Below are 599 nucleotides of genomic sequence, written 5' to 3' on the forward strand. Positions count from 1 at the left end.
ACTTCTATTAATTGATTAGGGTCAAGTCCGCTTGTAGGCTCATCTAGTATYAAAACTTCTGGGTCATGTATTATTGCCTGTGCTATACCTGTTCTTTGTCTGTATCCTTTAGATAAATGTCCTATTATTCTGTCTTTATATTTTGTTAAGCCTGTAATTTCTATTGTATTTTCTACAGCAGATTTTACTTTTTTGCTTGGAACTCCTTTTAGCTTAGCACAAAATTTAAGATAATCTGTTACAGTCATCTCTGTGTATAATGAAACATTTTCAGGCATATATCCTATTCTTTTTTTTAATTCTATAGGATTATCATAAACCTCATAATCATCTAAATAAACATATCCGCTTGTAGCAGGAAGATACCCTGTAATAATACGCATCATAGTAGATTTTCCAGCACCATTTGGTCCTAAAAATCCAACTATTTCTCCTTTATTTATAGTATATGAAACACCCTTTAGAGCTAAATGTTCTCCATAGTATTTTACTACATTATCAACTTTTATCATTAATAATCCTTAATTAAAAAATATTAAATTACTTTTTAGAAGTTATTATATATAATATCGTATTTGATGAAAAAATATTTATAAAAT

Annotated in this window: 1 protein-coding gene; it reads right to left on the reverse strand. The window is 27.8% G+C overall.

Translation table 11 applies throughout. The annotated features are described in order from the left end of the window. The coding region (locus GQX97_RS14035; RefSeq protein WP_157152346.1) for an ABC transporter ATP-binding protein at window positions 1-512 on the reverse strand (512 nt) is incomplete at its 3' end. Window positions 513-599 lie beyond the last annotated feature (87 nt).

Origin of the sequence: Brachyspira sp. SAP_772, assembly GCF_009755885.1 — a bacterium.
Classification (GTDB): Bacteria; Spirochaetota; Brachyspiria; order Brachyspirales; family Brachyspiraceae; genus Brachyspira.